The organism is uncultured Mobiluncus sp., assembly GCF_947087965.1.
GTDB lineage: Bacteria > Actinomycetota > Actinomycetes > Actinomycetales > Actinomycetaceae > Mobiluncus.
Map to the genome: position 1 here is coordinate 29,508 of NZ_CAMUES010000002.1, position 24,924 is coordinate 54,431.

22 protein-coding genes are annotated in these 24,924 nt (G+C 57.5%); 13 read left to right on the forward strand and 9 right to left on the reverse strand.

The window, feature by feature from the left end:
* The first annotated feature begins 6 nt into the window (after positions 1-6).
* A complete protein-coding gene (locus Q0V70_RS02210) occupies positions 7-1,272 on the forward strand; it encodes an alpha/beta fold hydrolase (protein ID WP_297587884.1) in 1,266 nt (421 codons plus the stop codon).
* Between the two features lie 21 nt (positions 1,273-1,293).
* On the opposite strand, the gene Q0V70_RS02215 is transcribed toward Q0V70_RS02210, so the two are convergent.
* Positions 1,294-1,719 (reverse strand): Fur family transcriptional regulator, encoded by a 426-nt coding sequence (locus Q0V70_RS02215; RefSeq protein WP_297587887.1) that lies wholly within the window; start codon positions 1,717-1,719, stop codon positions 1,294-1,296.
* 134 nt (positions 1,720-1,853) lie between these two features.
* Between Q0V70_RS02215 and Q0V70_RS02220 the strand changes: the two genes are divergently transcribed.
* The 3 genes from Q0V70_RS02220 (at position 1,854) to Q0V70_RS02230 (ending at position 4,728) form a co-directional block, all read left to right on the forward strand.
* Positions 1,854-2,900 (forward strand): metal ABC transporter solute-binding protein, Zn/Mn family, encoded by a 1,047-nt coding sequence (locus Q0V70_RS02220; protein WP_297587890.1) that lies wholly within the window; start codon positions 1,854-1,856, stop codon positions 2,898-2,900.
* A 122-nt stretch (positions 2,901-3,022) separates the two neighbouring features.
* Positions 3,023-3,871: a metal ABC transporter ATP-binding protein gene (locus Q0V70_RS02225; protein WP_297587893.1), complete on the forward strand. Its 849-nt coding sequence runs from the start codon at positions 3,023-3,025 to the stop codon at positions 3,869-3,871.
* On the forward strand, positions 3,871-4,728 hold the full coding sequence (locus tag Q0V70_RS02230) for a metal ABC transporter permease (protein ID WP_297346756.1): 858 nt from the start codon (positions 3,871-3,873) through the stop codon (positions 4,726-4,728). Before Q0V70_RS02225 ends, Q0V70_RS02230 begins: the two co-directional genes overlap by 1 nt.
* A gap of 86 nt (positions 4,729-4,814) precedes the next feature.
* Here Q0V70_RS02230 and Q0V70_RS02235 read toward each other — a convergent pair whose 3' ends face one another.
* The gene (locus tag Q0V70_RS02235; RefSeq protein WP_297587895.1) at positions 4,815-5,651 is read right to left on the reverse strand and encodes an exopolyphosphatase; all 837 of its coding nucleotides are present in this window, start codon (positions 5,649-5,651) and stop codon (positions 4,815-4,817) included.
* A 444-nt stretch (positions 5,652-6,095) separates the two neighbouring features.
* On the opposite strand from Q0V70_RS02235, the gene recA reads away from it, so the two are divergent.
* The 5 genes from recA to miaA all read left to right on the forward strand — a co-directional run bounded on the left by recA (position 6,096) and on the right by miaA (position 10,797).
* Positions 6,096-7,208, forward strand: coding sequence for a recombinase RecA (recA, locus tag Q0V70_RS02240; protein WP_297587897.1), 1,113 nt, complete (start codon positions 6,096-6,098; stop codon positions 7,206-7,208).
* Positions 7,205-7,729, forward strand: coding sequence for a regulatory protein RecX (locus Q0V70_RS02245; RefSeq protein ID WP_297587899.1), 525 nt, complete (start codon positions 7,205-7,207; stop codon positions 7,727-7,729). Before recA ends, Q0V70_RS02245 begins: the two co-directional genes overlap by 4 nt.
* A gap of 36 nt (positions 7,730-7,765) precedes the next feature.
* The gene (locus tag Q0V70_RS02250) at positions 7,766-8,251 is read left to right on the forward strand and encodes a CinA family protein (RefSeq protein WP_297587902.1); all 486 of its coding nucleotides are present in this window, start codon (positions 7,766-7,768) and stop codon (positions 8,249-8,251) included.
* A gap of 79 nt (positions 8,252-8,330) precedes the next feature.
* Positions 8,331-9,827, forward strand: coding sequence for a tRNA (N6-isopentenyl adenosine(37)-C2)-methylthiotransferase MiaB (gene miaB, locus Q0V70_RS02255; RefSeq protein ID WP_297588592.1), 1,497 nt, complete (start codon positions 8,331-8,333; stop codon positions 9,825-9,827).
* A 10-nt stretch (positions 9,828-9,837) separates the two neighbouring features.
* Positions 9,838-10,797, forward strand: a complete 960-nt coding sequence (gene miaA, locus Q0V70_RS02260; RefSeq protein ID WP_297587904.1) for a tRNA (adenosine(37)-N6)-dimethylallyltransferase MiaA — start codon at positions 9,838-9,840, stop codon at positions 10,795-10,797.
* Here miaA and Q0V70_RS02265 read toward each other — a convergent pair.
* The 3 genes from Q0V70_RS02265 to Q0V70_RS02275 form a co-directional block, all read right to left on the reverse strand.
* Positions 10,738-11,667 (reverse strand): hypothetical protein, encoded by a 930-nt coding sequence (locus Q0V70_RS02265; RefSeq protein WP_297587906.1) that lies wholly within the window; start codon positions 11,665-11,667, stop codon positions 10,738-10,740. The genes miaA and Q0V70_RS02265 overlap by 60 nt on opposite strands.
* A 172-nt stretch (positions 11,668-11,839) precedes the next feature.
* Positions 11,840-12,484 (reverse strand): class I SAM-dependent methyltransferase, encoded by a 645-nt coding sequence (locus tag Q0V70_RS02270; RefSeq protein WP_297587909.1) that lies wholly within the window; start codon positions 12,482-12,484, stop codon positions 11,840-11,842.
* 18 nt (positions 12,485-12,502) lie between these two features.
* Positions 12,503-13,486 carry a hypothetical protein gene (locus Q0V70_RS02275; RefSeq protein ID WP_297587911.1) on the reverse strand — a complete coding sequence of 328 codons (984 nt, stop codon included), beginning with the start codon at positions 13,484-13,486 and terminating at the stop codon, positions 12,503-12,505.
* 15 nt (positions 13,487-13,501) lie between these two features.
* Here Q0V70_RS02275 and hflX point away from each other — a divergent pair, with 15 nt between their 5' ends.
* Together hflX and Q0V70_RS02285 are read left to right on the forward strand one after the other, a co-directional pair.
* On the forward strand, positions 13,502-15,079 hold the full coding sequence (gene hflX / locus Q0V70_RS02280; RefSeq protein WP_297587915.1) for a GTPase HflX: 1,578 nt from the start codon (positions 13,502-13,504) through the stop codon (positions 15,077-15,079).
* On the forward strand, positions 15,033-17,168 hold the full coding sequence (locus tag Q0V70_RS02285) for an ATP-dependent DNA helicase (RefSeq protein WP_297588594.1): 2,136 nt from the start codon (positions 15,033-15,035) through the stop codon (positions 17,166-17,168). The genes hflX and Q0V70_RS02285 overlap by 47 nt, the downstream gene beginning before the upstream one ends.
* A gap of 20 nt (positions 17,169-17,188) precedes the next feature.
* Here the strand turns inward: Q0V70_RS02285 and lexA are convergent, their stop codons facing one another.
* Positions 17,189-17,872, reverse strand: coding sequence for a transcriptional repressor LexA (gene lexA, locus Q0V70_RS02290; RefSeq protein WP_297587916.1), 684 nt, complete (start codon positions 17,870-17,872; stop codon positions 17,189-17,191).
* Between the two features lie 235 nt (positions 17,873-18,107).
* Between lexA and Q0V70_RS02295 the strand changes: the two genes are divergently transcribed.
* Positions 18,108-18,548, forward strand: coding sequence for a LysM peptidoglycan-binding domain-containing protein (locus Q0V70_RS02295; RefSeq protein ID WP_297587918.1), 441 nt, complete (start codon positions 18,108-18,110; stop codon positions 18,546-18,548).
* 94 nt (positions 18,549-18,642) lie between these two features.
* Positions 18,643-19,095 carry a transcriptional regulator NrdR gene (gene nrdR, locus Q0V70_RS02300; RefSeq protein WP_297587920.1) on the forward strand — a complete coding sequence of 151 codons (453 nt, stop codon included), beginning with the start codon at positions 18,643-18,645 and terminating at the stop codon, positions 19,093-19,095.
* 50 nt (positions 19,096-19,145) lie between these two features.
* Here the strand turns inward: nrdR and Q0V70_RS02305 are convergent, their stop codons facing one another.
* From Q0V70_RS02305 to Q0V70_RS02315, 3 genes are all read right to left on the reverse strand, one after another.
* Entirely contained in the window at positions 19,146-20,939 is a 1,794-nt protein-coding gene (locus Q0V70_RS02305) for an AMP-binding protein (RefSeq protein ID WP_297587921.1), read from the reverse strand.
* Positions 20,940-21,171: 232 nt separating this feature from the next.
* Positions 21,172-22,413 (reverse strand): phosphoglycerate dehydrogenase, encoded by a 1,242-nt coding sequence (gene serA, locus Q0V70_RS02310; RefSeq protein WP_297587922.1) that lies wholly within the window; start codon positions 22,411-22,413, stop codon positions 21,172-21,174.
* Between the two features lie 68 nt (positions 22,414-22,481).
* Positions 22,482-24,887: an AAA family ATPase gene (locus tag Q0V70_RS02315; RefSeq protein ID WP_297587924.1), complete on the reverse strand. Its 2,406-nt coding sequence runs from the start codon at positions 24,885-24,887 to the stop codon at positions 22,482-22,484.
* Positions 24,888-24,924 lie beyond the last annotated feature (37 nt).

Genomic DNA, 24,924 nt, shown 5'->3' on the forward strand with positions numbered 1-24,924 from the left:
AAACACATGAGTGATGAAGTGAAACTGTTGCCGGGACTGAAACTACGTGACATTACTTTGCAAGTGCCGCTGGACCATCTCAATCCAGCCGCGGGAATGATAGAAATATTTGCACGAGTCGTCACCGGTAAGGACGGGGAAAAGCGACCCTACCTGCTGTTCCTACAAGGCGGACCCGGACATGAGGCGGCCCGGCCCGCGTTGTACCCCTCGCCGCAGCCGACCTGGCTGCCCCGCGCTCTGGAGGACTATCAAGTCGTTATGCTCGATCAGCGCGGTACCGGGCGGTCCACTCCGGTTTCGGCAGATCCGGATTTCGGCCCGCTGGCGGGTCTGACCCCATCTGAACAGGCAGAATACCTGACTCACTTGCGTGCCGATGAGATAGTTCGAGATGCCGAAGCCCTGCGCGCTTACCTGGGCGGAAAACGCTGGACGCTGCTGGGGCAGTCATTTGGGGGCTTTACTTCCGTGCGTTATCTCAGCTCCCACCCCGAAGGCCTGTCTGGAGCTATCCTGACCGGCGGACTGACGGCCGTAGGGCATCCTATTGAAGATGTTTACGCCGAAACTTGGCGAATCATGATGGATAAATCCGAAACCTATTATCGACAGTTCTCCGAGGATCGGGACCGAGTGCGCCAGATTTATAACCTGGCTCGGGAGGGGAAAATCATTACGCCCAACGGCGACAAGGTCGGTGCGGATCGTTGGCGCACCGTAGGGATTGTCTTGGGTGCACAAGGCGGGGGTATGAAGTTGCATGAACTGCTGGAAAATGATCCGTTCTCACCTGCATTTCGTCATGATTTAGCGGCGATGCTGCCATTTGAGGGCCGCAATCCGCTCTATGCCATCCTGCACGAGTCGTGTTACGCGGACGGAGTGGCAACACGCTGGGCGGCTAGCCGCACTATGCCCAGGGAAGTAAAACGTGACGGGACGCTGTTCGCGGGAGAGCATCTGCCTCGTGACCTGTTTGAGGAATCATCTGAATTGCGGCCTTTGCGTGAAGCTGCCGACATACTGGCCAATTTTGAATGGACGCAACTCTATTCGACTGAACGCCTGGCCAGTGCAGAAGTACCGGTTGCGGCGGCGGCCTACTATGAAGATGCCTACGTGCCGTTGAAGTTCTCGACCGAAACCGCTGGCATCTTAAAAGATTGCCGTCTGTGGGTTACCAGTGAATATGAACACAACGGTTTGCGTCAAGATGCACGGGTGCTGGATAGGTTAATCGGGCTGCTCAAAGGCCAGATTTTGCAGTAAATTAATATACAGCAGGGGGTATTATTTTTTCGCGAAGCACTTAGAGCACAATCCCGTCAGCTCCACCGTGTGGCTCAAAGCGGAGAACCCCATTTCCCGGCCCATTTCACTCAGGGTTTCCTCCAGCCCTTTCAGATGGAGCTCTTCGGTCTTTCCGCAGCTCCGACACACCAGGTGGTGATGATGCTCGGAACTCTCGCACTCTCGATACAGGGTAGTGCCATCGGTGGACTTGACCGTGTCCAAGACGCCGTCTTCCGCCAGTGCCGCGAGATTGCGGTAAACCGTCGCCAATCCTACGCGGGTGCCGTTTAACTGGAGTTTTGTAAAGATATCTGCTGCTGATTGAAAATCGGTCATTCCTCTGACCACGGAAAGTACCGCTTCTAATTGTCTCGTTTTGCGCTGTCGAGCGGGGCTTTGGGGTATCGATTTACCTGTGGTCATTGGTAGTTTCCCTCCCGTTTTCGCGCGCCTTGCCTAACATTGTGTCTCGTTTTGACAGCGTTTTCCAGTTGAGTGATAATGAGAACGATTCGCAATAAGAACAAAAACTATAACCCCTGAGGGGAAAGGACAATATGAAATTGAAGACTGTCGGCGCCTTGTTCGGTGCCGCCGCACTAGCCGTGAGTATGACCGCCTGCTCGACCGCAAACGACACCCAAAAGAAAGACGCGGCAGGGGACGCTGCTGCGGACAAACCCACGGTGTACGCCTCTACTGACGTATGGGCTTCCGTGGCAAAAGCCGTGGTGGGAGATAACGCAGACGTGATTACGTCCATCGACCAGCCGAACCTGGATCCGCATTCTTATGAAGCCAGCGTGAAAGATAAGAAGCTGGTGAACCAAGCCTCCGTGGTAATAGTGAACGGCGGGGGTTACGACGATTGGGCGCTGCAGCTGGCCAAGTCAGCGGACAACAAACCCACTGTGCTAAATGCGGTGGAGTTGGCTGGTATTGACTGTGGCGACGCGGAAGGTCACGACCACGAGGACGGCCATGAACATGAGGATGCGCATGAACACGAGGACGGCCATGAGCATGAACACGAGGATGCGCATGAAGGCGAGCAGGGACATGAGGGGCACCATCATCACCATTGCTCCGTCAATGAGCACGTGTTCTACGATTTGCACGCGGTGAGCGAAGTCGCCAAGGCAGTTGCTAATACGATGAGCCAGGCTGACGGCGATAATGCTGCGGCTTACCAGGATGCTGCAAAGGCATTCCAAGGCAAGTTGGATGAATTGGAATCGCAGGCAGAGAACATTAAGGCGCGGGGCGAAAAGCATTCCCTGGCGACCGAACCTTTGGCGAACTACCTGTTGGAGGACGCCGGTATCCATGATCTGACTCCTGAAGAATACGTGGAACAGTCCGAAACGGAATCCGGGCCCAGCGTAAAGACGCAGGCTGACACCAAGGCCCTGATTACGGAGGGTAAAGTCGATGTACTTCTGGTTAACTCCCAGACGGAAGACCCGGTGTCCCAGGCGCTGCAGGATGCCGCTGAGACTAAAGGCATTCCGGTGGTGACACTGACCGAGACCTTGGCGGGGGCCAGCGACTATGTCAGCTGGATTGGCGCTGCCTTAGACCAGATAGATAAGGCTTTGAAGTAATACAGGATTAGGGTATATAAAAGTCCGGGCTTCAGAATAGAGCGCAGCTCCTGGAGCCCGGACGAAATCCGTTAAGGTAGATGAAACCAGGAAGTGAACCGGGGGACTGGGGAAGGAATCAGATGGGCGAAGAACCGCTGTTAGAGATGCGGGACCTGACGCTAAAATACGGGACACGACAGGTATTTTCCGGCTTGAACCTGCGGGTTAAACCAGGACAAGTCGTGGGGATTTTGGGACAAAACGGAGCCGGAAAAACGACCCTGTTAAAGTCGGTACTCGGTGACGTGAAACCCGCCGCGGGAACCATTTTTCGACGGGACTCGGCAAAAATTTCTTACCTTCCTCAACACGGGCGTTTCCCGAAATCTGTGCAGATTCGCGGACGAGACGTGGTCTACCTGGGGCTTGACGGAGCGAAACTGGGGTTTTGGACTTCCCCCGGGGCGCGCGAAAAGGTCGAACGCGCGATAGCTCTAGTGGGGGCGCAGAGTTACGCAGATACGCCGATTAGCGGACTGTCCGGGGGAGAGCTGCAGCGTTTACGTATCGCGGCGGCCATTGTGCAACGTCCCGATTTACTGCTGGTCGACGAACCGTTGGCGTCCCTCGACCTCAAGCACCAAACCGACATTGTTAAGATTTTTGGCAATCTGGCAGCGCAGGGCACCGCCATCCTGCTGGTGACGCACGAGTTAAACCCCGTGGATAAACTGCTGGACACCGTGGTGTATATTGCCCTCGGACGGGCCGCGGTGGGTTCGGTGTCAGAAGTCATGTCCAGCGAAACATTGTCAGCTCTCTATGGCGAGGAAGTCCGTGTCGTGAACCTGGGAGGAACGTATTTTGTGGTGGGAGCCCAGAACGGGTCCGAATCCGGCTTTGTGGAGGAAGCCCTGCACGGTCACCATCACGCCAGCCATTTTGAATCAGCAGAGTCACCGCACAATCCCAAGGAGGCGGGACACTAATGGAGGCAATCATCAACTTCCAGGATTTTTGGCAACTGGTACCGCTGGTTCGGGAATCACTGGTCGCCGCGGCAATTCTGGCTGTCGTTTCAGGGATTCTAAGCCCGCTGGTGCAGCTGCGGGACGCGGCTTTTGCGGTTCACGGAACGTCCGAACTGTCTTTCGCAGGAGCATCGGTGGCGTTGTTTCTCGGGGCCAGCGTTACCGGCGGAGCCATCGCGGGATCAATCGTGGCGGCGCTATTGATGTCCGCGACCTACACGCGGCGCTGGGGTACAAATGCTCTCATCGGCGTGCTGCTGCCGTTCGGCTTGGGTATCGGGGTGCTGTTCCTGGCGCTTTACAAAGGGCGTTCCGCCAACAAATTCGGCCTGTTGACGGGTCAAATTGTTTCTGTTGATGAGAACCAACTGGCCGTGTTCGCCGTGGTTGGAACGATGGTTTTGGCCGCCATAGCCCTGTTTGGGCGTCGACTGTATTACGCTGCGGTCGATCCGGTGGTGGCGCTGTCCAAAGGGGTCTCCCCACGAGTGATGAATTTGTGGTTCATGCTTATCCTCGGTTTGGTTGTGGCGCTGGCTGTGCAGATGGTGGGCGCGCTGCTGGTTTTGTCGTTACTGATTACTCCGGGAGCGGCTGCCGCTCGCATTTCTGCCAATCCCTTACGTCAGCACGCCTGGGCGGTGCTGTTCGCGCTGATTGCCGCCGAGGGCGGTATTCTGCTCTCTCTCGGACCCGGATTGCCGATTTCGCCCTATATCACCACAATTTCTTTCCTGATATTCCTGATTTGCTGGGCTGTTGGGGCAGTGCGCAGCCAAACCACCTGGTCAAAGCGGGAACAGGGCCTCTCCTGAACTGTCGAGACGTACTTCAAAACGGTATCGAAACCGAAAGGCACGCCCCCCAACCCTGGTGCGGTGGTGGAAAATAACGTGGGAACCTAAGCCACCACGGGCTCGGCGGGAGCAGACGTCGGGGTATAGTCCGGAGCTACCTCGGTGACAGAGGTCGACGCATCTCGGAACGCTTGAATCTGAGCCTGAGCGATGGCTTGGTCAGGGTGTTCACCCATCTGGACCAGGTGCATCTGATGAATCCAGAACTGGCTTTCTTCGATGCGCTTAGCCCACATCTCAGCTTCCGCTTTCTTGCGTTTTTGCGTGGCCTTATCAGCTTCGCGCAGGTGCATCCACCCTTCTGAAACTTTCTTTTGCGCGATTTCCAGACGCTTACGCTTCGCTTCGGCGGCAGCTTCGCGGGCTTTTTCCATGGCCTTGCGCCGTTCGATTCGTTCCCGGCCTTCTCGCTCAATCTTTTCCTTGCGCTTTTCGGCTTCCTGTCGGCCTAGCTCAGCGGCCTTGGCATACATCTTGTTGGCGTCGCTCACGGCCTGGCGTGCCTTGGCTTCATAGCTCCGCGCGGCTGCATCATCGCCTATTTCCGCGGCGGCACGAGCCCGCATTGTATATGCCACCGCATCGGCCTCATAGCTGCGTGCCAAACGTTTTGCGTGCGCGGAATCAGAGGCAAAACCAATCGACGTGCCCGTCCCGCCTAAGGGGCCGAGACTCTTTGATTTCGCTTTGTTCTGCTTTGCCATCGCGCGGATGCGCGCCTGATCCATCTCAAACCTGTCGAGGGCGTCCAGAGCTCTCTTGTTCTCTTCAGTGAGGGTGCCATTTTCCTTGGCGAAAGAGCGAATTGCGGCGCGCTGAGCCATTCCGGGAACGTACAGACTACGCATCCCGAAATTACGCATGGCAAGCATAGTGGCCATTTCGCCCTCCGTGGCTCATAGACTCCTGTCGCCTTCCTAGCGACAGCCTCCATATCGGCAATTGGTTTAAGAACTTTAGGGAATCGCATGCTGTGTGAGGTTTCTCACACAGGTACTTTTAGTAAAAGAATCGTCAAAAGTTCGGGTTTGCAAAGGGGGCGCCCGTTTTGTCATGTCTTGGTGAGGTGGAAGTGAAGCGAGCAAAAGCGGGTGTAGTGGGGAATTTTTGTGGACGGTCGGCGTGTCGGATGATTCGAACGCATGTTCGATATAGTGTTTTCCACAGATGAGTCGAAAAAGGGCTTTTCCACAAGTAGAGAAACTTTCGATTTTTCGCTTCCGGGGTGGGGCGTAAGTTCATCTTGAGAGCTTCGGAGAGGAGCTCAACAATGACACCCGAACTATTGGGGCGGCGGAGAGCCGCGCAGATGAAAGGAATACGCAATGGCAAAAGACGAGCGCGCGAAAGCGCTACAAACTGCACTAGGTCAGATTGATAAGCAGTTTGGCAAAGGTTCCGTGATGCGGTTGGGCGACTCGGCCGTGAACACGAATGTTTCGGTCATTCCTACAGGGTCAGTAGCCCTGGACGTGGCTTTGGGGATTGGGGGACTCCCACGGGGCCGCATTATTGAGATTTACGGTCCAGAATCTTCCGGTAAGACCACCGTGGCTCTGCACGCGGTGGCGAACGCTCAGAAACAGGGCGGGAACGCGGCTTTCATCGACGCGGAACATGCTCTCGATCCGGTTTACGCACAGAAACTTGGCGTTGATATTGACAATCTGCTGGTCAGCCAGCCCGATACCGGAGAACAGGCGCTAGAGATCGCGGATATGTTGATTCGCAGCGGCGGCCTGGACATCATCGTTATTGACTCGGTCGCGGCTCTGGTACCGAAGGCTGAAATCGAAGGGGACATGGGGGATTCCCACGTGGGTTTGCAGGCTCGGTTGATGAGCCAAGCGCTACGAAAGATTACCGGAGCGCTGTCCGCCACCGGCACCACCGCAATCTTTATTAACCAGCTGCGTGAAAAGATTGGGGTGTTCTTTGGCTCTCCCGAAACCACGACCGGTGGCAAAGCATTGAAGTTCTACGCTTCGGTGCGCATTGACGTGCGCCGGATTGAGACGTTGAAAGAAAACGGAGAAGCCATCGGTAACCGGACTCGTGCCAAGATTGTTAAGAATAAGATGGCACCGCCTTTCCGGCAGGCGGAATTCGACATCATGTACGGTCAGGGCATTTCCCGGGAGGGCGGACTCATTGACCTTGGTGTGGAAGCGGGCATCGTGACGAAGTCGGGTTCTTGGTTTACCTACGGCGAACTGCAGTTGGGTCAGGGTAAAGAGAACGTACGGAAGTTCTTGGTGGATAACCCCGAGCTCAGCGCCGAAATCGAAGATAAGATTCTCATCGCTTTGGGTGTGCGTGAGGACCCGAACGCGGCAGCGCAGCCCGAAACTGGCGAGGGTACGAAACTCGCTGTCGTGATGGATGACGATTCCACAGATGAGGGTGCGTCCGCCAAGAAGGTTCAAAAAGCCTCATGAGTTTGCGAGTAGTGGATGCGACGGCGGATGCCGCCGCGGAAGCTGGTTTGTCCCTGCTGGATCGGCGGGCTGTTACCGAGTCTCAGATGCGTGACTACCTGGCTGAAAAGGGATTCGGTGACGCGGCTGTCGATGATGTGGTGGCGGCTTTCGCCGCTCGCGGCTGGCTGAATGACCGAGACTACACCGTAGAGTTTTTGCGTCAGCGCTGCCAGCGCCCCGGAATGTCCCGAGCCAAATTGGCCGCGGATATGGAAAAGCGTGGGTTGGATACCCAGTCCATATCCGTGGGCCTAGCGGCCCTGGATGCTGAGGATCCAGACTGGGAAACGGACAACGCCCGAACTCTTCTAGAGAGCAAACTTGCGGCGGCGCGCCGCGGCTTGGATTTGAGCAACTTTGACGATTGCCGCAAATTGAAAGCCAAGCTGTGGCGCTATGTAGCGACACGCGGGTTTTCCTCAGCTCTGGCCACCACAGTAGTTAATACCGTGATGGATGAACTGAAACTGGACGATTAAAGCTAGCGTGGGGACGAAACGGGGATGGAAGAACCGATGAGTGACGCCGTATCGACTGATGAATTAGCCGCCAGAGCGCTGGGGAAACTGAGCGAGCGGGGACGATCGATTTCTTGCGCGGAATCGCTGACCGGGGGTCTGCTGGCAGATGCTTTTGTCAGAATCCCCGGAGCTTCCCAAACATTTCGCGGCGGAGTCGTGACGTATACCGATGCGGTGAAAACCGCGGTGCTGGGAGTGAGTCCACAGCTGCTGCAAACGAACACCGCCTATGACCCTCAGGTTGCGGTACAGATGAGTATTGCGGTACGAGAGATATTTCACTCGGATTATGCGCTGGCTACCACCGGAGTTGCGGGTCCCGGCCCGGATGAAGGCGTGGCGCCGGGGAAAGGGTATGTCAGCCTAGCCACTTCACAAGGCACAGAAGTGCGGGAGGTCAACCAGCCAGGCACTCGCCCAGAAGTTCGCGCGGTATTTGTGCGGGCGGCTTTGGAGTTGCTGGTGTCTCACTTGGGCTGAGAATCCCGGACGCAGCGTCCCGGTTGGCGGCCGAGGCGAAAGTGACGGCATCAGCGGCATGACATAAAATGAGCCAGTGATGGAAACTCCCCGAACTTACCTGGTGAAAACGCTTGGCTGCCAGATGAACGAACACGACTCGGAACGCATGGCTGGCTTGCTTGACGCGGCCGGTTGGGTGCCGGTTGAGGAGGTTCCACAAAAAGCTGCACGGGCTACCAACGCCGGAGATGGCGGGGCTGACCTGGTAGTTTTGAATACTTGCTCGGTGCGTGAGGCTGCCGGAACAAAACTCTACGGCCATTTGGGACAGCTGGCAGATGTGAAACGAAGCCGCCCCGGAATGATGATCGCCGTGGGAGGATGCTTCGCCCAGCAGGAGGGCACGAAAATCCTCGACCGGGCTCCGTGGGTAGACGCAGTGTTCGGGACGCATAACATCGACGCCCTCCCGGTGTTGTTGAAGCGTGCCGAACACAACCAAGAAGCGGCGGTGGAAATCGAGGAAAGCCTGAAAGTCTTTCCCTCCGTCCTGCCGGCGCACCGGCAATCCCCGGCTTCAGCCTGGGTATCCATCTCGGTGGGGTGCAACAACACCTGTACGTTTTGTATCGTGCCTTCCCTGCGCGGTCGGGAACGGGATCGAAATCCCGCCGACATTCTGGCGGAGGTGCAGGCGGTAGTCGACGCGGGAGCTGTGGAAGTGACCTTGCTGGGGCAAAACGTGAACAGCTACGGAATGAGCTTCGGAAGGCGCGGCGCTTTTGCCGATTTGCTGCGAGATGTAGGAAAAACACCGGGACTGGAACGCCTACGTTTCACCTCGCCCCACCCCGCGGCTTTTACTGAAGATGTCATCGCCGCAATGGCACAGACCCCGACGGTGATGCCCTCGTTGCATTTTCCGCTGCAATCTGGCTCGGACCGGATTTTGCGGCAGATGCGGCGTTCATACCGGTCGGAACGGTTTTTAAGGATTCTGCGAGAAGTCAGGTCAGCGATACCGGAAGCAGCTATAACCACGGATGTTATCGTCGGATTTCCCGGCGAGACTGAAGCTGACTTCCAAGATACCCTCGATGTGCTGCGCGAAGCTCGGTTCCAAGCAGCGTTCACGTTCATTTATTCCCGCCGCCCCGGAACTCCCGCCGCCGATCGAGACGACCAGGTGGACCCGGAAGTCGTGGCGCAGCGCTACCAAAGACTCTTGGAACTACAAGAAAAAATCACCTTGGAGGAAAACGAAAAGTTAGAGGGGCAGACGGTGGAAGTCCTGGTCACCGCGGGCGGCCGTAAAGACGAAGCCACCGCGCGAATGAGCGGACGTGCCCGGGATAATCGTTTGGTTCACTTTGCGGTTCCCCAAGGCACTAAAATCCGCCCCGGAGACTTCGTAACAGTGGCGGTGACCCACGGTGCGCCGCACCACCTCGTGGCGGATTCCGCCCTTACTCCGGGCGGCGTATTCACCGTTCGCCCCACTCGCGCCGGCGACCTGTGGGAAGTAGCGCACCTCGAAAAGCCTCGCGGCACCCTCTTGGGAATGCCCGGACTCAAGCCGGGACCAACGAAATAGGGACTAAACCGTGATTGTTGCGATTGTGGGGCCGACCGCTACGGGAAAAAGCAACCTGGGGCTGGACTTCGCGCAGAGAGTGTCCCGCGACCCGGAGCTTAACGCTAGGTTTCCGGGCGGGGTAGAAATTATCAGCGCGGACGCCTTCCAGCTCTATCGGGGCATGGACGTGGGTACCGCGAAAACCCCGGAATCTGAACGTCAGGGAATTCCACATCATCAGATTGACGTGCTGTGGCCCGATGCAGAAGCCTCGGTGGCGGCTTATCAGAAACATGCCCGTTCTGACGTGAAGGCGATTCAAACACGTGGTGCTTTGCCCCTGGTAGTGGGGGGTAGCGGGCTGTACGTGCGGGCGATGCTGGATGTATTGGAGTTCCCTCCCACCGACCCCGCGGTTCGCGCCCGGTGGGAGGCGCAGGCGGAGCAACTCGGAGCGGCACAACTACACGAAATCTTGCAGCGCAAAGACCCGAAAGCAGCGGAGACCATCGAGACGATGAACGCGCGTCGCCTGGTCAGAGCTCTGGAAGTCATGGAAATTACCGGACGCCCATTTTCCGCGACTTTGCCGCGTGGAGAATACTGGCAGCCGGACACCCATGTGTTTTACCTGACGCGAAACCTCGATGAACTGGACGAACGCATCAATGCCCGGTCACGCGAAATGTATAGCCAAGGACTGCTTGAGGAAACGGCGCAACTCGCTGCCGACCGAGCTCACCCCTTGGGCATTACCGCGCAAAAGGCCACCGGATACAGTCAAGCGCTGGCAGTGCTGCGCGGGGAGATGACGGTGGAGAACGGTATTGCGGCCACCGCTTTGGCGACCCGGCAGCTGTCCCGGCGACAAATCAAGTGGTTCCGTCGCGACAAACGAGCGGTGGAAGTCGCCTGGAGCCACCCGAGCTTAGAGGAACAGGGTCGGAGCTTTTTTACGCAGGCTCGCAGCCAGATTCTGGGTCACTGACATTCCCGCCACGATTTCCGTGTCTAACTGACGTTCGCTCAGACCTTCACCCACGGAAACCAGGTAATCAAAACGCAGGTAGGGCTGGGTTCGCATCCCCAGAACAGAAGTCACGCCCAGGGCGTTGAAAGTATTTAACTCATTGATGGCATCGAACAAACTTTCGGCAGGAAACATCTGTCCCAGCTCAACCAGCATGGAGGTGGATAGCCAGGTGTCTTCCCCGAATAGCCGCAGAATCATCAAGTCGTCTGAATCGCGCAGGCGTAGTACCGTGCCGTCACGGTATACTCGCAGGTCGAGGCGGTCTGTGGCCTGGGCAACCGACTCCACACTGACCGGTGCGGTGAGCGCATTATCCGAAAACCCTGGAACAATCTGGACGATGTGCTGTTTGGGTAACAGGTCATGATGGGAAAAGTCCGTTTCCGCGTCCATTTCACAGGGGAAATCGGCTTCCACGCTGGAAAAGAATCGTTCAGCCATAATCACAGCCAGCAACAGATGGGCTTCCAACTGCTGGTCGCCCATACCGACAGTGACCTGGGCGTTCGTCTGGGCGCAGAGATGATAGTGATTGCCGTGCAGATAAGTCACCACTCTTGGACCGACAGCCTCGCGATTATGGTGCAGGACGTAAGGCAGCAGCCGAGAGCGTTCGTGGACGGAAACCGTAGCGCGCCAGACCGAGCGCACGCGCAAAACCCCCGTCACCAAGTCAATGTAACTGGTGGCGGTTGCGCCAGGCATCATCACCGTGCGCCTAGAGTCGTAAACGTCCACAACATAGCTGCGAGAAGCACCATCGAGAGCTTCGCAGACGCGTTCCAGTGTCACTACCCGCGGACGTTGAGCAGTCAACTGCGGCATGATTTAATGTTACGGGGCGGGCTCGTGCTTTGGGTGAAAACGGGGGGCCGAATAATTTACCCACCTCTAACGCCGCAGTTCACAAGGGAATCGGTCGTTTTGTCGGTGCCGCTCGCGGCGTTGTCGAAAGCCCGCGGTTTTGGTTCATCTGTCCAGAATGTTCGGGGTGCCCTCAGGAGGCGCTCCGGCGTAGCTGCAGCACTCGAAATCCTTTCGAGGAGGCAATTTTTTCGCCGGCCCAACCGTGCTCGTTTAGATATGCCAGGAACGGATCGGATCCGAGGTTGCGTCCTATCACCAGATAAGCGACCCCATCTGGCTTTAAACGAGTTCGCCAGCTCTCCCACATCGCGTGCAGTGCCGCTTTACCCACCCGTACCGGCGGGTTGGACCAGATGACATCCACAGAGTTTGGACCTAAGGCGGCCAAAGCGTCAGCTTCGCTCAGTGCCCGAATATTAGGCAGCCCGTTAGCGGCTGCGTTTACCCTGGTCAGCTCCAGAGCGCGGGTGTTTACGTCCACAGCGTAAACCTGGGCGGAGGGTCGCTCAGCGGCTAAAGTCAGCGCCAACGGCCCCCATCCGCAGCCCACATCAACCAAAACTCCTGAACCGCCCAACTCTGACACGGACGGTAGAGAGGGAACTTTACGCAATAACACCTCAGTGCCCTTGTCCAAACCGTGACCAGAAAAAACTCCGTGAGCCGTCGTGACACGAAAATCACGACCGGCTATAGAAACGGTCAGCTCCCGGGTGGAGCTGTCGGAATGTGGAGCGGCTGCGAAATATTGCTCGCCAGCAGGCTGTGGACTCAACTGGTCTCCTAACTTGTCTCAAAAAAGTTTAGCGACCACGTGACTGATTAACGAAGTGAGCACGCTGACAATCAGCCCCAGCAGGAACGCTCCCAAAATGCTGTGCGTAAAGAAAAATAAGCAAACGCCGGCGCCTAGAGCAGAAAGCACGAACTCAATCATCCACTCCAACAGTTGTGGAACTTTCACGCGGAGCGCCACGGTTTGTACCGCTTCGTCCAGAACGACTAAGACCACTGTGACCAGTAATGACAGGCCAAGGTAGGGCCAAAAGTCTTCAAAAATAATGGAGATTTCCTGCGGGCCCCAGCCAGAGAGTAGCAGCACGCACAGGGTGGGAATCGTCAGCACCAGCAGGTTTGCCAGCAACCGGACTCCGAGATTGGCGATTTCCACCGGCGAGTATGGGTAGGCTAATCCCGCAGGACGGTTTGACGGGGCGCGGTGCTCCACGTGCTGCGAAATAAGCTGTGAATGACCCTGAATGATGGTTTTTTGTGCCGTTTTTGTGGAGCGGTCGTCCGAAGAAGTGTCCGGTGCGTCCGCGGTTTTCCTCTTTTTCATCTCCGGGGGCGCTACCGAATCGCCGGAGGCTGGGGTTCCGGGCTGAGGATAGACCGTTTCGTCCTCGGTCATTTCCGTAGTTGCTGATGAAGTGGGATTTTCGGCAGCGGGTTGCGTCGGAGCTTCGATTTCGGCGGGTTGCGAGGGATTTGCGGTGGTTCTCTCGGGCTTGGAATCTATGACCTTCGGCTTGTTTCGGCGCAGTCGTTCGGGAACCATAATGGTGGAATCGAATTCGGCTGCTTCGAGGATGATTTCTTCCTCGGAGCGCCAGTCAGGCACGTTGAACAGGGCTTTGTGGCGATTTTTGAGGCGTTCATCAGCGGGACTGGGAACGGGGGCAGTACGGGGAAGCGACTGGCCAAACGGGGACGCGCGCCGCGCAGACGGAGCGTTAGAATTCTTGTCTCCGGGGTCCGTTGTATCCTTTAAAACCAAAGCTCAAACCTTTACTTGCATGGGCTAGGAGATACCCTAAATTCTAGGCGGAAGGAATGTAACTTGCAGGAAAACACGGAGGATTGCCCGAACTTGGGTGTCCTTTCGCCCGCTGCTGCTGTTGCGCCGCCGACGGGAGAGATACCCGCGCTGAACAATCTGCCCCGGTCTCAACATGATGCTGCTGAACAAGCCCAGCGGTGGGCCGATCGCTATGCCTTGGGGCGGGTAGAATCCATCGGTTCTGAACTGCAGGACATTAGTGAGGTTGAGTACCGTGAAGTACGGTTGGAAAAGGTCATTTTGGTGGGGATTTTCGCCGCCGACCGGGACGAGGCTGAATTGTCGCTACAAGAGCTTGCTGCCCTAGCGAAAACAGCGGGGGCTGTCGTACTGGCCGGGCTGTTGCAGCGACGCGAAAAACCGGACGTAGCAACTTTCCTGGGGCGGGGCAAAGCCCACGAACTGCAAGCTCAAGTTGCCGCTCTGGGGGCGGATACAGTCATCATCGATGACGAATTAGCCCCCAGTCAACGCCGTGCCCTCGAGGACGTAGTAAAGGTCAAGGTCATAGACCGTACCGCCCTCATTTTGGATATTTTTGCCCAGCATGCCACCTCGCGGGAAGGCAAAGCCCAAGTGGAACTGGCTCAGTTGGAATACCTGCTGCCGCGACTGCGTGGCTGGGGCGAATCGATGAGCCGGCAAGCCGGGGGGCGAGCTGCCGCCGGTGAGGGTATCGGCGCACGCGGACCTGGTGAAACCAAGATTGAACTCGATCGGCGCCGGATTCGTTCCCGGATGGCTCGGCTGCGGCGCACTATAAAATCTTTGGCTCCAACTCGTGAGGCGAAACGAGCCAGTCGTAGAGCTGGGGGGGTACCCGCGGTAGCGATTGTGGGATATACCAACGCCGGCAAGTCCTCGCTATTGAATCGGTTGGCGGGAGCCAATCTGTTGGTGCATGATGCCCTGTTTGCCACCCTTGACCCCAGCGTGCGCCGGACCCATACTCCGGAAGGACGGGAATACACCCTGACGGATACGGTTGGGTTCGTGCGGCGCCTGCCGACTGAGCTGGTGGAGGCTTTTCGTTCCACTTTGGAAGAAACCGCTATGGCTGATTTGATTTTGCACGTTGTGGATGGTTCCAACCCCAACCCGCTGGCTCAAGTCGCGGCGGTGGATGCCACTCTGGAGGCTGTGGAGGACATCGAGGATGTCCCGGTCATGATGGTGGTAAACAAAATCGATCAGGCTACTGCTCCTGCCCTCGCGCTGCTGCGTCATTCCCTACCGGAGGCATACTACGTTTCGGCCCGAACCGGGGAAGGCGTCGCGGCGCTACAGGATGCCATTGCCGACCGTCTGCCCTGGCCGGGACAACGAGTGCGAGTCGTGGTGAAGTGGGAAAACACGGGTCTGCTGGAACGGATTTATCGTGACGGCAAACTCTTGACCCGCCAGAATCGTGAGGACGGCACGTTTGTAGATGCCTGGGTACCCCCGGCTTTGGGGGCAAAACTGCTTGATCAGGCTATGGAAGATAATCATGAAACGGGCGAGGGAGCCGACAGTGTCACAAACGATTGATGATAGCGCCGTGGTCAAACCCGCTGCTGGGGAGGGCGCTTTTGCGGACTATGTTCCCAGTTCAGAGCTGCAGAAGGTCCTGACTGAGGCGGTTTCTTTATTGGGCGGCAGCGAGCGTCCCGGTCAGGTGGCGATGGCGGCTGCGGTGGAACAGACGTTGCACTCAGATGGCAAATTAGCAGTTCAGGCGGGGACTGGAACCGGGAAATCCTTGGGATACTTACTGCCGGCGCTGCTGTATTGCCTGCACGAGGATGCCCGAGTGGTCATTTCAACCGCAACTTTGGCTCTGCAAAACCAAATCATCACAAAGGATGCCCCCCTGGCGGTGGAAGCGGTGAAAAACGTGACCGGTTCCGAGCTGCGCGTGGAGGTTCTCAAAGGCTGGCAAAACTATGTCTGCCTGCACAAATTGAACGGCGGTTACGAAGGTAGCGAGGACGATTTGTTCTCCGCTATGGAAGATTCCCTGAGTCCCGCAGCCGACGGGAGTGGCGAGGCCGTATCGGGACCGGGGGTGAAAGCCGCGCGGAAAATGCGGGGATTTGCTGCGGAAACGAAGAAACTCTACGAGTGGGCTCGAGAAACTCCGACCGGGGATCGGGACGAAGCCCCGCGCGGTATCGGCTCTCGTGCGTGGCGGCAAGTTTCCCTCTCCAGCTTGGAATGTGTCGGGGAAAAATGCCCGTCCCGTTCCGAGTGCTTCCAGGTCTCGGCTCGCGACAAGGCAGCGCAGGCGCAGGTGGTAGTGACAAACCACGCCATGATTGGGCTAGAAGCTGCCGGGAAACAGAATCCGTTGCCCCAGTGTGAGGCCATCATCATTGATGAGGCTCATGAACTGGCCGAACGGGTGCGTTCTCAGGCGTCTACTGAGTTCAGCGCCAATATGTTGGCAAATTGTGCCAAAGCGGCTGGCAGCTTGGGGGTTTCCGGTAGCGAGGAACTCGCCCAGCAAGCTATCTCACTGGGTGTGGCACTACAGAATCTGGAAGATGGCCGTTTCACACAAATGCCTGAGGCGGTGGCGGAATGCCGGTTGCTGTCCCTGCCGCCTTTGAAAGCTGCCCTCACGGAGTTGAGCGCGAAGGGTGGGGCCGATGCGGGTTCGGACGGCGAAAAAACAGCGGACGCCGCGAGGACTGCCGTCGCGAAAGCCATTCTGACCAGCCTGTTAGATACGCTTGAGACGATGACCCCGGAATCGGTCGCGAACGGTGAAATGATTCTATGGCTGAGTCGGGGACGCGATGCGGACCAGGAACCCCGGCTTTATACCGCTCCGCTGGATGTGGCGGGAAAGCTTGCGAATCGATTGTGGAGCGAACATGCCATTGTCGCTACCTCGGCCACGCTCAAGTTGGGGGGCACGTTTGCGCCGCTCATGCACAAGATGGGTTTGCAGTTGGATGAACCGCAGCCGGAAACCTTAGATGTCGGCTCCCCGTTTCGCCACGATCGGCAGGGCATTTTGTATCTGGCTCGGGACTTGCCCGCGCCCACTCGCGGAGAGCACCCCGAAGTGTTTTGGAATCGGCTGGTGGAGCTGGTTGAGGCCTCGGGAGGCGGGGCACTGGGGCTGTTCTCCTCGCGCAAGATGGCCGAGCGCGCGGGGGAAATTCTTCGAGAACGCACCGATTTGCCCATCATGGTCCAAGGTGAAGATTCTATGGCATCCTTGGTCCAAGATATGCGCGAGGACACTTCCGCTTGTCTGATGGGGACTCTCTCGCTGTGGCAGGGGGTGGATTTACCGGGGAATACTTGCCGTTTGGTGCTGATTGACCGAATTCCTTTCCCGGTTCCCAGCGATCCGGTCATCGAGGCCCGCTGTGCCGCGGTCAAACGTGCCGGAGGCAGCGACTTCATGGAAGTCTCCCTGACACATGCCGCCCTGTTGCTGGCACAGGGAACCGGGCGGCTGTTGCGTTCCGCCGCGGATCGCGGGGTGGTGGCGGTGTTGGATTCACGTCTGGCGACCGCGCGGTATGGAGGATTTTTGCGAGCCTCCCTGCCGCCCTTGTGGCCCACGGAGGACGCACAGGTGGTGCTGGACGCTTTGCGGCGACTGTACCAGCAAGTTCCCTAGAAGCGGGCGTACCCCAAACGTTACAGGGAACGGATTACGGTGACGACCTTTCCTAAAATGGTGGCGGTATCACCGGGAATGGGCGCGTAGTTATCGTTGTGGGGCAGCAGCCAAACGTGCCCGTCGGCGCGGGAAAACTCTTTCACCGTGGCCTCGCCGTCAATCATCGCAGCCACGATTTCACCGTTGCGCGCTTCACTCTGATGGCGCACTACAACCCAATCCCCGTCTAAAATGCCTCCGTCCTGCATGGATTCGCCTCTCACTGCGAGCATGAACAGCTCGCCGGAACCGGTAAAGCGGCGGGGCAGGGCGAATGTGTCCTCGACCATTTCCTCGGCGGTGATGGGGGTGCCTGCTGCAATCTGTCCAACTAGAGGGACGGCTGTTTCCGCCGCGGTGTCGGCGATACCCACCGGAATGGTGGCGACGGTGGCAGACGGTGTCACGCCGGATGCCGATTCCGGCTGGGGAGTTTCCATTCCCTCCGGGAGTTTCACAAATTCCAAGGCGCGCGGCGTGTTGGGAGCCCGGCGCAGGTAGCCCTTGTTGGTCAGCACATCGAGGTGGTGTTTGACCGAGGAAGGAGAGGATAGACCCATGGCCTCTGCGAGTTCGCGTACCGAAGGAGGGTAGGCGAGCTTTTGGCTGAGTTGGTACAAAGTCGTCAAAACTTCCTGTTGTCGTTTGGTCAGGTCGCTCACTGCTGCTCCTTTATCTGGTACTTTGCGCGAGTTAGCGGGAAAAAAGCCGTCTCCAGGAACTGCCGGATTTTCGTCTCCGGGGTCCATGTCAGACTGGCAATTGTCAGGTTAACTGCGGTCAAAATTAATATTCGCACAAATGTTCGATTTTGACTCGACAACGCGCCGGCAATGGTTTATATTATACGTACAGATGTTCGAACGAACAAATGTTCGAATGGATGGAGGGATTACCATGACAGCAGTTTTGGCACCGAGCTTTGAGATTAGCGAGTTGGCTCCGAACCACCCGGCGGTGCGTGCTTTCAGAGCTCGGCAGTCGTCGCGTCCGACTTACCTGCGTTTGGTTTCGAGGGCGCCGGAGTCCACGGCTGTGGCTGCCCGCCCGGTTTTGCCGTGGGATGTCGTGGCTTTGCGCGTGGGAATCTTTATTCTGGCTTCCCTGGTGATGGTGTTCCTGGGCATGGTGTTGGGGCTGGGACTCAGCCCTGAGTTCATTCCGACAGATTTTACGCTGCACACGGTCGTACCGGGGGACACACTGTGGAACATTGCCGCTGCTAATGCCACCGGTGTGCCAACTGACGAGGTTATGGCGGATATGATGGACGCAAATGCCTTAGACTCGGGCTCAGTGCTGAAAACTGGGCAAACGCTGTTAGTTCCGGTTTATTGAAATGATTGTCATTAGCCCTGCATTCCAGCTTGCGAAAACTTCAGTTTGCACTTACGGTGAAACCTGTAGTCTTGCAGCGGTGAAGGAGGGCGACGTGCACTGTCCGTTTTGTCATCACGAAGATTCCCGCGTGATTGATTCACGTACTTCTGACGACGGTGCCTCCATTCGGCGGCGTCGTGAATGCCCCAGTTGCGGCCGGCGTTTCACCACTTTGGAAACCACACTGCTGCTGATTAAGAAACGTTCCGGAGCAACCGAGCCGTTCCGGCGTAGCAAGGTTATTGCCGGTTTGGCCAAAGCCACCCAAGGCCGTCCCATCAGCCCAGACCAACTCGCACTTATGGCACAAGGTATTGAGGAAACCCTGCGGGCTTCCGGGAAAGCCATTATCAACTCCGAAGAAGTCGGCAAAGCCATTTTGGAACCATTGAAGGAATTGGACGAAGTTGCCTACCTGCGTTTCGCTTCGGTTTACTCTGATTTCAACTCTTTGGAGGACTTTGAGGATGCTATCGCCTCACTAAAGAGCCACTCGCAGAGTTAACCGCAGGTTACCATGAAGCGAGCTTGCGGCACTTTCCGAGCTGCTAACCCTTACATACGGAAACCTTCAGAGAGTCGTTCCAGGACGGATTGACGCACTATGCGGCGTTGAATCTTGCCAAGTTCGTTATGCGCCAGCTGCTCCGGGAAAGAAACCGAACGTGGAATCGCGTAACGGGGGAGGGAATCTGCAACCCAAGCCCGAATCTTGTCCAAGGTCAGGCTCGCTCCCGGATTTAGAACCACCGCCGCGTGTACCTGTTCACCCCGGGCGGGGTCAGTCTGATCGGGAATGCCGACCACGGCGACTTCCGCCACCTGGGGCATCGTGGCGATTGCGGCCTCCACCACCGAGGGATAGACATTGAAACCAGAGATAATGATGAGCTCTTTGCGCCGGTCACTCATCCGCAAGAAACCCTCGTGTTCCTCGACCAAATCGCCGGTGCGCAACCAATGATCGGGAGTAAACAGCAAATCGGTTTCGACCTGATCTCGCCAATAACCAGGAGAACACCCCGGTCCCTTCACCACGAGTTCCCCCACCTCGCCGGGCTCGACATCAACCAGAGTATCCGGATCGATGACCCGCACTTGGATAGAAGGGAACACGATGCCCATGTAGCCAAGTTTACGTTCGGGGCTCATGGGGGAGCCCAGTACCGTCGGTGAGGTCTCCGTCATGCCGTAGCCTTCGATGATGTAGCCGGAAGTGGCTTTTTCCCAGCGTTTTGCGACTTCCTGAGTCAGCGGCATAGCTCCGGAAATGGCGTATTTAAACGTTGATAAATCTATTTTCGGGTTTTCTTCGGCGGCTTTCGCTAGGCGGTCAAAAATGGGAGGCACTCCCACAATGAAAGTGCCCGGACGCCGGCGTTGAGCAGCCAGGGCGGCTCGGGTGCTGAATTTCGGGAATAACACCGCGGTGGCTCCCAAACCAATCGCCCCGTTCAGGGACAGCGTCAGGCCAAAAGCGTGAAAGAACGGCAGAACGCAGAACCAGGTTTCTTTGCCGGGACGCAGCTTGGTCACCCAGGTCACATTGGCAAACAAGTTAGACACCAAGTTCCGATTGGTCAAAATGACGGCTTTCGGCTTGCCGGTAGTTCCCCCCGTGTGGAGCATCACGGCCGGAACATCCGGGTCGACGCGCACGATGCGGTTATGCGGTTTCTGTTTTTCCAGCAGCGTATCGTAATCGGGCAAATCTTTGGCCTGCGGGTCGCAAAGCTGTTGGTGTAACTCCTTCGCTTTCTTAATCGGCAGGTGCAAAGCGAAACGCAGCCGCCGGGGCAAAGCCGCAGAAACATCGAGGGAAATAACTTCGGTGTCCATGTCGCGCACCAGCTCAGTGACGCTTAAGGCGGTCTTTTGCCACACAAAAACCAGTTTGGATTCCGCATTTTCGATTTGCCACTTCAGCTCTGCCGGGGCCGCCAGGGGGTTGTGCAACACGCACACCACCCCGAGTTGCAGGCAGGAATAGAGCAGATAGACGAACTGCGGGCAGTTCGGGGCCACAACGGAAACCCGGTCGCCACGCTTGACGCCGTGTTCAAGCAGGAGCGCCGATGTGCGCTGCACATTTTCGCCCAGCTGCCGGTATGTAGTGGTGGCGCCGAAAAAATCCAAGGCTACACGGCGCGGATATTTATTGGACTGAGTGCGCAAAACGTCAATCATCAGCTGATCGGTGACGGGAATTTGGTCGGGAACGTCGGGATTATAAAGCAGACGCATTCGTTTGGTCAGCTCTGAATCTTGCTCGGGGGGAGTATGCACGTATCTGGGCAGATGAATCCCCGCAGCGGGAGCGAGTTCCAACAAATCCACTGTTTCAGTCATACCTCAACCCTAACGCAAACTGGCCGGTCAAATCCTTTTCATCAGGATATTGTCCGGTAAAACCCGGCGCTCCCGGCGACGGGAAGCTCAGCGAAAAGCGGGACAAAATCGACGAAAACCCGACAAAACGTCCGGCGCGACGAAACTTCTGCCAGCTAAACGTATCTTGACCCGATGCGCAGTCTCCTCACAGAGGCGCCGACCATCCGGCCTTTTCGGTTCGTCAGGGGAGTTAGTTAACCGCAGTTTCTTCGTCCCGAACGAAGCCCTCTATCGGAATGCAACGCAGGGACAGCGTGGATTCAAATTTAGAGATTTCATCGAGCGCCGCCTTGGGCATCTCGGAGGAAATATCGCCGATAACGTAACCGACTTCACCGTTGGTACCCAGGACCTGACCTTCGATGTTCACTCCGGCATCAGAGAATAATTGGTTGATTTTCGCCATCACGCCGGGGATATTCTTGTGAATTAAAGTGATGCGGTACTTGGTATTGCCAGTCGGTTCCAGGCTCAAGTTCGGCATGTTTACGCTCATCACGGTTTCACCGGACTGCAGGTAGGTGCAGAGTTTCCCGGCCACGAACCAGCCGATGTCCTCCTGAGCCTCCAGCGTAGACCCGCCGATGTGCGGGGTGAGAATGGTGTTTTCTTTGCCCATAATCGGGGAGTGGAACTCCTCGCCATTCTTGCGCGGTTCATCGGGGAACACGTCAATGGCGCAACCCCCAATTTGGCCCGAATCCAAAGCCTCGGCCAAGTCGTCGAGGTTGACGACAAAACCGCGGGACAAGTTCAACAGTTTCGCTCCGGGCTTCATCTGAGCCATTTGTACCCTGGTGAACATGTTTTCGTTAGAGGCGCGTCCGTCCACGTGCAGCGACACGAAATCAGCGCCCTGCAGGGCTTCCTCCAGAGAGTTGCACTGTTTTGCGTTGCCAATGGGCAGCTTCTTTGCCAAGTCGTAGAACTGGACTTTCATGCCCATGGCCTCAGCCAGGATGGACAGTTGGGTACCGGTTGAAGAATAGCCGATAATCCCCAGGGTCTTGCCGCGCACCTCGTGGGAGCCTTTGGCGGTCTTTTGCCAGTCGGCGTTTTGCAGGTGAAAGTTACGCACCGGCAGCTGACGGGCCAGCGCGATAATCTCGGCGATGGCCAGTTCCGCCACGGAACGCGTGTTGGAGTAAGGGGCGTTGAATACTGCCACTCCGTGTTTTGCCGCTTCTGGCAGGTCGATTTGGTTCGTGCCAATCGTGAAAGTCCCGGCGCAGACCAGGTCCGGGCATTCATCGAAAACTCGCTTGCTCAGGTTCGTCTTGGAGCGAATCCCGACCATCTGATAGCCCTGCAGAGCCTTAATCAGGTCATTTTCGTCCAGAGCGCCGTCTACCCGGTCGACTTGGACATTTGCGTCGCTAAATACTTTGTCGGCGACTTCGTGGGGGTTTTCAAGCAGCAGTATCTTTGTCATAGCACCACTCTAGACCAAAAGTGTGCGGTGCTGAAATCCCATGTCAGGGGTAGTCTCACGGGTTGGCGTCAATCCTCGGTAGCGGGTAAGTCCATTCCCGCGGGTAAATCGCTGGCCAAGACATGCATCCGTTTCGTGCAGCGCGTCATCGCCACGTAGAGGTCTCCGGCTGACTGGTTGGCGATAACGGCGGGTTCCACCAAGATGACCGTGTCGAACTCGAGCCCTTTTGCTGCCCGCGAATCCAGGCAACACACCTGTTCAGCTATGACATCGGCGGTTTCTAAGCCCAAGGCTGAAGCGAGGTACGAACGCGCCGCGGTGGGGACGATAATCGCTAGCTTGCCGGTCCCCTCACCGACTTCCGCTTCCAAACGTGCCGTTTCTGCCTGGAGAGTGTCTCTGAGAACGGGCACAAGGTTCCCCGCCCCGGACACCGGTTCCTCCAGGTTGGCCCGTGGTTCGCCCTTCAGCCGGGTAAAGGCCAGGGCTCCCGCCACATCCCGGGCCGACTGCAGCGGCACTACCGCGCTCTCAGGACTGGCCGCCAGCACCTTTTGCGCCAGATCCATCACCGCACGAGGGGTGCGGTAGTTGATGGTGAGCTGCTCCATCACCGGAGCGGCGCGCATGGCTGGACCTAAGAGGTCGGACCACGATGGTGTGTTCGACCAGCTTTGCGATGCTTGGTTGACGTCCCCAACCACGGTGAACGACCGGGAAGGACACCGGCGCAGCAGCAGATGCCAGTCCATCGGCGAAAGCTCTTGTGCCTCGTCCACAACGACATGCCCGTAAGCCCAGGAACGGTCCGCCCGGGCGCGTTGAGCTAGGGGAGAGAGGCTCACCTCACCGCGGGTTGACCGCGCCAGCATCCGCGCGTTGATGAGCCCTCCGCCCAAATCCATCGCTTCAATAGCCTCCGCCGCCCGCTCGATTTCGCGCTGTTCGCGGGTGTGGCGTTGTGCCGCGGAATCCGTCATTCCCGGTAGCGGCCCCAGCAGCTCAGCCAGTTCATCCAAAATCGGCACATCCGCATCCGTGAAGGGGCTGGTCTTGGGGCGTTGCAACGCGGCGATTTCCTCCGCGGTGAAAATTCCCGAGGCGATACGCTGCAAATAATCCGGATAAGCATAGAGCCGCGCCAACAAATCAGGGGCAGCCGCGGGCAGGTAACAGCGGTTGACCGCCCGGCGCACCTCCGCCGAGCCGCGGATTTCCTCGGTCATCCACTCCATGTCCTCTTTGGTGGGGGTCTGGCCGGCATAGAGCTTGGTCAACTCGCGGACCAGGAATTTGGCGTAGGCAGCCCAATGCTGATTGTGGGTGGAGCCACCGTGCGAACCGGCTTCCATTGCCTCACGCACCAAAGCGGCGCTTAGATTCAGCTGGACGTGGTCTAACTGCAGGATTTGGTCCTCGCGAGGAGGACGCTTCAAATCGGCCACGGCCGCGGCGGCGACTTTAATCCAGCGGGTATCACCTTTCAAAGCGCGCAGTTCTGGACGTTCCGCCACGGCGTGTACGCCGGGGAAGCATTCCCCGATAGTCAGGCTGACCACTCCGGTCTCGCCTAAGGCGGGAAGCACCCGCTCAATGTAGCGCAAAAATGTGTGGTTGGGACCAATGACCAAAACCCCCTGGGAATCCAGCTGATCCCGGTGGGCATAGAGCAGATAAGCAGCCCGATGCAGCGCCACCGCCGTCTTGCCGGTGCCCGGTCCGCCCTGCACCACCAAAAAAGCGTTCAGGTCGGAACGAATCACCCGGTCTTGCTCGGCCTGAATCGTCGAGACAATGTCGGACATCTGGCCGCTGCGCGCTCGGGAGAGGGCAGCCATCAAAGCACCCTCACCCTGCAGTGACGCCGTCTGGGCGGCGTCGGTTTCGGCACCGGAAGCTAACAGCTCATCCTCCACGCCCACCACTTCGCGCAAACTGGTGGCAACGTGTCGCCGCTTCCACACCCCCATCGGGGCTACTGCCGTGGCTTGATAGAACGGTTGGGCGACTTTCGCTCGCCAATCCACCAACAGTTGGCGAGACACGCCTTCACCAGGTTTTTCCTCAAGTTTTTCCAACGCGGCCGGTGTTTCCAGAGGGTTGTCGGAAGGGTTCTCGGTGGGAGAAAGTGCCGGAGTACCGAGAGCCGGTGCCTCGGCATCGGTCGCATCAAAGTCTCGCAAACCTACGCGGCCAATGTGGAAACTGGTTCCGTCCTCCAGGTCTAAACCGCCAAAGACCAGGCGATTTTCCACGCTTTCTAGGCGGGTGGCTTCGTCTCCGTAATGCGCCGCCAAGGCGTCGCGGTCGGCCCTGGCAGAGGGGTTAGAACTCATTTCCGCAGCGACCTCGTCCTGTCGTCGACGGTAATAGACCCGCAGTTCATCGAGGGTTTTATAGGCGCGGTCAACGAAAGCTTGCTCTTTGGCAATCTCGGATTGCCAGGACGACGGCACCGTTGCGTCAGCCAATTTATCTCTCCTCGGGGCATTAAAAGGGTAATCAATT

Bases quoted from the DNA above. Each gene is read 5' to 3' on its own strand.
- Q0V70_RS02230 (WP_297346756.1), top strand. From the start codon at position 3,871: ATGGAGGCAATCATCAACTTCCAGGATTTTTGGCAACTGGTACCGCTG.
- Q0V70_RS02220 (WP_297587890.1), top strand. From the start codon at position 1,854: ATGAAATTGAAGACTGTCGGCGCCTTGTTCGGTGCCGCCGCACTAGCC.
- Q0V70_RS02265 (WP_297587906.1), bottom strand. From the start codon at position 11,667: ATGCCGCAGTTGACTGCTCAACGTCCGCGGGTAGTGACACTGGAACGC.
- Q0V70_RS02210 (WP_297587884.1), top strand. From the start codon at position 7: ATGAGTGATGAAGTGAAACTGTTGCCGGGACTGAAACTACGTGACATT.
- miaB (WP_297588592.1), top strand. From the start codon at position 8,331: ATGGAAACTCCCCGAACTTACCTGGTGAAAACGCTTGGCTGCCAGATG.
- recA (WP_297587897.1), top strand. From the start codon at position 6,096: ATGGCAAAAGACGAGCGCGCGAAAGCGCTACAAACTGCACTAGGTCAG.
- Q0V70_RS02245 (WP_297587899.1), top strand. From the start codon at position 7,205: ATGAGTTTGCGAGTAGTGGATGCGACGGCGGATGCCGCCGCGGAAGCT.
- serA (WP_297587922.1), bottom strand. From the start codon at position 22,413: ATGACAAAGATACTGCTGCTTGAAAACCCCCACGAAGTCGCCGACAAA.
- Q0V70_RS02295 (WP_297587918.1), top strand. From the start codon at position 18,108: ATGACAGCAGTTTTGGCACCGAGCTTTGAGATTAGCGAGTTGGCTCCG.
- Q0V70_RS02305 (WP_297587921.1), bottom strand. From the start codon at position 20,939: ATGACTGAAACAGTGGATTTGTTGGAACTCGCTCCCGCTGCGGGGATT.
- Q0V70_RS02225 (WP_297587893.1), top strand. From the start codon at position 3,023: ATGGGCGAAGAACCGCTGTTAGAGATGCGGGACCTGACGCTAAAATAC.
- Q0V70_RS02250 (WP_297587902.1), top strand. From the start codon at position 7,766: ATGAGTGACGCCGTATCGACTGATGAATTAGCCGCCAGAGCGCTGGGG.
- Q0V70_RS02235 (WP_297587895.1), bottom strand. From the start codon at position 5,651: ATGGCCACTATGCTTGCCATGCGTAATTTCGGGATGCGTAGTCTGTAC.
- Q0V70_RS02215 (WP_297587887.1), bottom strand. From the start codon at position 1,719: ATGACCACAGGTAAATCGATACCCCAAAGCCCCGCTCGACAGCGCAAA.